5 protein-coding genes and 1 pseudogene are annotated in these 6,204 nt (G+C 46.2%); 5 read left to right on the top strand and 1 reads right to left on the bottom strand.

Features of this window, described 5'->3' with window-relative positions:
• Positions 1–687 precede the first annotated feature (687 nt).
• Both ACXAFR_RS24090 and ACXAFR_RS24085 read left to right on the top strand, forming a co-directional pair.
• Positions 688–966: a hypothetical protein gene (locus tag ACXAFR_RS24090; protein WP_475181922.1), complete on the top strand. Its 279-nt coding sequence runs from the start codon at positions 688–690 to the stop codon at positions 964–966.
• 585 nt (positions 967–1,551) lie between these two features.
• Positions 1,552–1,718 (top strand): annotated as a pseudogene (locus ACXAFR_RS24085) (IS256 family transposase); the annotation flags it as partial.
• A gap of 372 nt (positions 1,719–2,090) precedes the next feature.
• Here ACXAFR_RS24085 and ACXAFR_RS24080 read toward each other — a convergent pair.
• Positions 2,091–2,600, bottom strand: coding sequence for a MarR family winged helix-turn-helix transcriptional regulator (locus ACXAFR_RS24080; RefSeq protein ID WP_475181920.1), 510 nt, complete (start codon positions 2,598–2,600; stop codon positions 2,091–2,093).
• Between the two features lie 204 nt (positions 2,601–2,804).
• Between ACXAFR_RS24080 and ACXAFR_RS24075 the strand changes: the two genes are divergently transcribed.
• Genes ACXAFR_RS24075 through ACXAFR_RS24065 form a run of 3 tightly spaced genes read left to right on the top strand, consistent with a single transcriptional unit; the run spans position 2,805 to position 6,058 of the window.
• Entirely contained in the window at positions 2,805–3,545 is a 741-nt protein-coding gene (locus tag ACXAFR_RS24075) for a nuclear transport factor 2 family protein (RefSeq protein WP_475181917.1), read from the top strand.
• A 21-nt stretch (positions 3,546–3,566) separates the two neighbouring features.
• Positions 3,567–5,003 carry an NAD-dependent succinate-semialdehyde dehydrogenase gene (locus tag ACXAFR_RS24070; protein ID WP_475181915.1) on the top strand — a complete coding sequence of 479 codons (1,437 nt, stop codon included), beginning with the start codon at positions 3,567–3,569 and terminating at the stop codon, positions 5,001–5,003.
• Entirely contained in the window at positions 5,000–6,058 is a 1,059-nt protein-coding gene (locus ACXAFR_RS24065) for an amidohydrolase family protein (RefSeq protein ID WP_475181912.1), read from the top strand. Before ACXAFR_RS24070 ends, ACXAFR_RS24065 begins: the two co-directional genes overlap by 4 nt.
• Positions 6,059–6,204: the final 146 nt, after the last annotated feature.

Below are 6,204 nucleotides of genomic sequence, written 5' to 3'. Positions count from 1 at the left end.
TAGAATTTCTATGTTATTTCCTAAGAACAAATAGATCAATCGTTTAGAGCTCTTTGTGGCGCCTTAATCTACATTGTAGTGGCTCCGTAAATTTGTCTTTACATAACGCAGAAAAGAACACCCGAGAATGGATGGAAAAGGAGGGGGGCAGCCGATAAAAGTAGTGCTCTCTCTACGCATAACATCGTGCCAGAGCCCGATTTTCCGATCGTGAAAAAAATGAGTGTGTAAGCAGCTTGCAGCTTTCCTGGAGGGATGGTTTCCTCTGACGCCGCCGCTTTCCAGAGCGCCAATCAGCAGTGTGTGAAGCCGATCAACAACGTAATAGCAGTAAGCGATTTCTTGCAGGTTTTTCCGTAGTTCGGTCAGTGGGTCTGTAGTCTCATCTCGATCTGATAGCTCAACAATGTTACTTTTCCCATAGCGGTGTATCCTTTAATTGACTTGCTTTGTTTGGCGACAACAAATCAATTAGATACGCCGCTTCTTTTCAATCCTCCTGAACACCACTTTCAGTTATAATTAGTCTTATTAATCTCATCGATCATTCCTATCGAAACTAATCAATTATTCCATAAATGTCCAGCCGTTACTCTAATTTTTCAATAAACGCTGCAGCGGCCGCGAACTTCACAAAATGATATCGAGGTTCAGAAGAGCCACTGAAATGACAAAGAGATTTCTATTATGAAAATTGGCAAAGAGACGATCCCCAGGTCTGCCATTTGCACATCCAATGAAGACACGATTTCTGTCCGAGGGTTGGATCTCTGCCAAGATGTCATTGGCAAACTGAGCTTTAGCGACTACTTCTTTCTGCTGCTCAACGGTCAGCGTCCGACGGGCACTTCTCTCAAAATAGTTGATGCAGCTCTCGCGGCCATTTCGGAACATGGCTTTGTTCTGAGCGTACAGGCTACAAGCATGACCATGCGGCCTTTCCTGAGGCGCTTCAAGGCGCCGTAGCGGCCGGAAATCTGGGGCGTGGCTCCGTTATCCTGGGAGCGTCTGAGCAAGTCGGAATATTATTCAGTGAAAGTTTTTGTTCGACAATGTTCTGAACAACTTGCCCTTGCAGGCGCTGCGGCAATCCCCCAAAAACTCCCGTGGGGCTCTAGAGGGCATCTAGGAAAAGAGAGCGGCGTCGCTGGAGGTGAGGGTCCAATTGTCGTCGCAACAGACCATGGAAACGGTGATGTCGTCATTGAATGATTGGATGGAGAAACAGCAGGGCAAAGAAGGGACTGGTAGTTCAGGAAAAAACCGGTAAGTGTCTGAATTTCTACAGAACGCTTGTTTAGATATCTTGTTCGAGAGAGCCCAGGAGATTTCTACACTGGAAACCTTAGTGCGTGTTAATATTATTAGGAAATTTCTTTATTAGTTGATCGTACTGATTCTTATGCCAAGCTTTAGGATCGATAATATCGAGGCAACACAGATTAGCCATTTTAAATAAAGCTCGAAGGCTTCTGTCCGCAGTTCTAACGGACGCTAGGCTGAGGTTGTACTGGTCAACAAAAACCGGACACTAAATATTTAGAATTTACAGGCTGCCTGAGTCGCGACGGTATGCTGCACATGAACTTCAAGCTGGGCGAGTGCGCTCAAAAAACTGGCGGAAGCATAGGGGTTTTCGTTACCTGGCCAAGGTCGTCCAGGGTATTAAATTCAAGGATGGTGAAGAGGTGACAGCAGCCGATCAGAACGTCGCTTGATCAAGTCCCTGGACACCACTTTTGACAATAACTCCGGAGAGCTTTGTATCATCGTCTATCTCAGATCACACCCGGCTAGAGCTTGCTTAGAACAGGCTTCTATGGGTTGTCGAGCACTTTATCCTCGATGAACAACAGTACAGATACAGTCTTCGAAGGAGGAAAGCGATTCAACGATTTTTGCTCCACCCATAAAATAACAGGGCCCCAAAAAGAAAAAATAGAGTCTTCGACAATATCTGTATTAAATCCCAGTTTTAACGCCGAAAATAGGTGTGTTGATAGAAACAAGCTTGGCATCGTAGGGAACGGATTAGTAGCACCCACTGTTTGTTCTCTAACTCATTTTTCTTTGCCAACAAAAAAGTGTGCCTAAACATCTATAACCCGTTTTGTAATCTCCCAAAGAACACTATCCGTCCTGTCGATATCATTTTCAGGTATATCGTCTACCAAGTGAGAAATTAGTTCGGCTAAGGGTTTTCGAATCTCTTTGAAAACTCGTTGACCTTCGTTACTTAGTGAGAAAAGCGGGCTACGACTGTCAGATTTATTTTCTTTTCTTTCGACCCAGTTACGCGTTGATAGATCTCTCATTATACGACTGACCTCAGCGCGTTCTATGGCGGCTCCATCCGCCAGAGATCGGACCGTACTTGAGCCAATTACACCTATCTGAACCATAATTCGCCATGTATTGACTGATATGTCAGATCGTTGTTTAAGTGCCTGGCTAAGGGATCGGTCTATCAAACGACCAACCAAAAGAATTCGATAACCCAACATTGCCTGACCTCCGGCGCCAAAAAGCGGTAATAGGTGCTTTCGGTCTGCAGGAGGTCTCTTCCCCCGATTTTTTTTGGGTTTTATATCATCAACCATAAATGTATTTTTCCGTTTTGTGCTCGAGTTATGGCGAAATAAGACGCTCTTACTTTGAATCTAGAGAAGCATTGACAAGTTAAGAAAGTAGCTGAATAATAAATTATAACGTTGTGTAACACAACGATAGGCGTCATTATGCTATTTGTTTGGCCATCGGCCTTTATACCCTTAAGAATATAACTACAAGAGCGGAGTAACAAAATGTCTGACGAAAGAATTTTGAAGTTGGAAACGCAGGTTGCCGATCTTTGTCGACGCCTCACAGCCTGCGAGGACGAGCAGTCCATCCGCAAGCTTCACCATCTATATGGATACATGATAGACAAGTGCCTCTATAAAGACGTCGTGGAGTTGTTTACCGAAGATGCCGAAGTGAGATTTATGGGAGGTATCTACAAGGGAAAAAAGGGGGCAGAAAGGCTTTACGTAAAAAACTTTCAAGCACGTTTCACCGGCGGTAATAACGGACCCGTTGACGGGTTCTTACTAGATCATCCACAGCATCAGGATGTCGTGGATATTGCAGACGATGCAGTAACGGCCTATGGACGTTTTCGTTGTACGATGCAAGCCGGACGCCATAAGGACCATCAAGGTGATCTACCTCATCAGAAAAAACGTCAATGGTGGGAGGGCGGGCTTTACGAAAATATTTATAAAAAAGTGGATGGTATTTGGCGCATCCACCTACTGGATTATCGCCCGCAGTGGCATGCGGACTTTGAAAATGGGTGGGCGGAAACTCGCCCAGAATATGTTCCTTTTGCCAGCACGACTTTTCCTGAAAATCCCACTGGCCCGGATGTACTAATGTCCCCAGGAGACGTTTGGCTTTGGCCAACCTGCAAAATATTACCTTTTCACAATTTGCACCCCGTAACTGGTGAGCCAATCATCGCTGATACAGAAACAAAGCCAATAGAAGCCAAGGTTAGCAAGTAAAATAATATAAAGGTAATACCTATGAAATACCCTAATCTGCATTTGGTCATCGCAGGTGAGCACGTCTTTGCTGGTGATCGGAAAACGGTCGAAGTTGTCAACCCAGCCGACGGCAGTGTACTGGGAAATTTACCTGTGGCAACTACTGCGGATCTGGATACCGCGCTTTCCACTGCCGGCGAAGGGTTTGAGATCTGGAAGACAAGTTCTCCTCAAGAGCGTGCAGCTGTGTTACAAGGAGCAGCTAGGCTGATGAGAGAACGAGCGGAACAAATTGAAGTCACAGCTGTAATGGAACAAGGAAAAACCCGGCAAGAAGCTCATATTGAGCTAATGGTCAGTGCAAGCTTATTTGAATTTTACGCTGGCGAAGCTTTTCGTCTCTATGGTCGTTCTCTAGTGAGGCCTGAAGGGTTTCGGTCGACTGTTATAAAGGTACCCGTGGGGCCGGTTGCTGCGTTCGCACCTTGGAATTTTCCGCTCGGTAACCCAGCTCGTAAGCTGGGCGCACCAATTGCTGCTGGTTGCTCCGTAATCATGAAGCCCGCCGAGGAAACGCCTGCGTCTGCACTAGCAATATTACAGTGTCTTCTCGATGCGGGGTTGCCCAAACAAGTGGCTCAGATGGTTTTCGGAGTTCCTGAACAAATATCAAATCACCTTCTGGCTTCTCCGGTCATAAAGAAAATTTCGTTTACAGGCTCTACTCTCGTGGGCCGCCACCTCGCACATCTCGCTGTAAATGACTTGAAAAAGACGACCATGGAATTAGGTGGTCACGCCCCAGTTTTAGTATTCGATGACGTATCGATGGATAAAGTTCTTGATACGGTAGTGACACAGAAATACCGAAATGCCGGCCAGGTTTGTGTATCGCCCACAAGGTTTCTCGTTCAGGCAAACTGCTTCGAGGAATTTTCCCAAAAATTTGCTGAAAGGGCTGCGTCCTTAGTCGTGGGTAACGGGTTGCATGAAACAAGTCAGGTCGGGCCGTTGTTAAATCAGCGCCGCTTAACATCGGTAGATACTTTGATCCGTGAAGCTGTAAGCGATGGGGCCGAGTTGTTGGCTGGAGGCAAGCCTTTAGAGCGCAACGGTTTTTTCTATGCCCCCACTGTTATTCGGAATGTTCCTCAACAATCTCGAATTATGAATGAGGAGCCTTTTGGCCCTGTAGCATTGATTAATTCTTTCAAATCAGAAAAGGATGCTGTCGCAGAAGCCAATCGTTTGCCTTATGGCCTTGCAGCCTTTGCTTGGACTGCTTGTGCGGAACGACAAAAGCGACTGGGAACAGCTATTGAGGCGGGGATGGTTGGCATTAACACTAATATGATCGCGGCTGCAGACAGCCCTTTTGGCGGGGTCAAATGGTCTGGATCAGGTTCCGAGGATGGCCCTGAAGGCGTTGAAGCGTGTTTGGTAACCAAAGCAATACATGAGGGTAGCTTACAGTGACACATGAACTAAAAACGGGTGGTGGTAGAGGCTATTTTCGTATAGCGGCGGAGGAAGCCTTTGCGACAAGGGAGCAGATAGACGTTTACTTGGAGATGATAAAAGAAGGCCGCGCTGACAAGGGGATGAATTCTCTTTGGGGATTTTACGGTGCCTCACCGACACCTAGAGCAACAGAAATTATGGATCGGCTTCTCGATCTGGACGATCGGCGTATTGCTGAGATGGATGCTACGGGAATAGATATTGCAATATTGTCACTAACGTCTCCTGGTGTACAGCCGTTGCCCGAGGCCCAAGCCAAGCTGATTGTGACGCGGGCAAACGATACTCTGGCCGAGGCAGTGAAACGTCACCCTTCCCGATATGTCGGCATGACTAGCATTGCACCACAGGATCCCGAATGGAGCGCGGAAGAGATACGCAGGGGAAAAGAGTTAGGCTTCAAAGGTGTAATGGTCAATAGCCATACTCAGGGCGAGTATTTAGATCATCCCAAATTCGATCCTATTTTCAAGGCGCTTGAGGAAACGGGACAGCTTCTCTACATACACCCTAGCACGCCGCCGGACAGTATGATTGAACCCATGCTCGAAGCTGGGCTTGATGGTGCAATATTTGGCTTTGGCGTCGAAACCGGCATGCATCTTCTACGATTGATAACAATTGGAATATTCGACAAATATCCAAATTTACAAATAATGGTTGGACACCTTGGTGAAGCCTTGCCTTATTGGCTTTATCGCCTCGATTATATGCATCAAGCTGGTGTGCGATCTCAGCGCTACGAGCGAATGAAACCACTCAAAAAAACTATCGCAGAATATTTAGCAAATAACGTTTACATAACGACGAGTGGAATGGCTTGGGAGCCTGCGATCAAATTCGCTCAGCAGATTATGGGGGAGGACAGAGTATTGTACGCCATGGATTATCCCTATCAATACGTGGCCGATGAAGTGAGGGCACATGATCTTCTGGATATTTCAGCAACCGCTAAGAAAAAGTTGATGCAAACGAACGCCGAAACCGCTTTTAAATTAATGCAGAGGTAATTGACAGGAAGCGAATGCTATGACATATTTGATAACATCGTTGCGATACGCAACGAATAGTATCTAATGTGTTATTGAGGCAACCCTGGATAATGTAAATAACACACCCAGCAATTGTTGAATGTACTGTGTAAACCGGAACACTA

It is taken from the genome of Pseudomaricurvus sp. ABR4_320 (assembly GCF_056159445.1).
The sequence above is the reverse complement of the archived record's forward strand: the minus strand, read 5'-3'. Positions and strand labels throughout refer to the sequence as shown.